The sequence below is a fragment of the Bacteroides sp. 51 genome (assembly GCF_010500965.1).
Taxonomy (GTDB): Bacteria; Bacteroidota; Bacteroidia; order Bacteroidales; family Bacteroidaceae; genus Bacteroides.
Genome location: NZ_QVMI01000014.1, coordinates 104,396 through 104,991, shown reverse-complemented (window position 1 = coordinate 104,991; position 596 = coordinate 104,396). Strand labels below are relative to the sequence as shown.

Genomic DNA, 596 nt, shown 5'->3' with positions numbered 1-596 from the left:
TGCGCATATAGTAGGATATGGTATTCAGCATCAACCCTTTATTTTTCAGATGGCTCTCAAAGTCTTTCATCAGGCGGGCGTCGATCTGCTTTAAAGAGAGATGGGTATCCCCATGGAAAGAGAGCAGGCCGTGGGTGACCGTGCGGTAAGCACGGGCAGTACGGTATTGCCCACGTGAGGTCAATAGCTTAAACAGCGTTTCGGTATACCCCTGCAAGGTGCCCTCGCTGTGCTGCCGCAGATAGAGCAACAACAGGTCGTTGAGACGGTAGCGCCCTTTATTTTCGAGCATTAAGATAAACCGGTTCAGCATTTCTCTCTCGCTATTGATCCGGGAGATAACGTCTTTCAGGTAGGCGGCCCGGTCGGGATTATCCGAAGGGATCAGGATACTGTGTGTATCCTGATCCCACTCATCGGGGGTAATACGGCAGCCTTTTAATGTGATTGCTTTTACTTGCCGTTCATGGATCAAACGCAGGGATAAACTACCTGCATGCTGTCCCTTCTTTATAGAAGGGCGATAAACTAATGTTACACTTGACATAAATTTGTTTTTAAAGTGAATACTAATTATTAAGTTTATGCAAACTTAA

Annotated in this window: 1 protein-coding gene; it reads right to left on the bottom strand. The window is 46.3% G+C overall.

Annotation, left to right across the window (positions count from 1 at the left end):
- A partial coding sequence (locus tag D0T87_RS25085; RefSeq protein ID WP_163175389.1) for a phage integrase SAM-like domain-containing protein occupies positions 1-547 on the bottom strand: 547 nt, incomplete at its 3' end.
- Positions 548-596 lie beyond the last annotated feature (49 nt).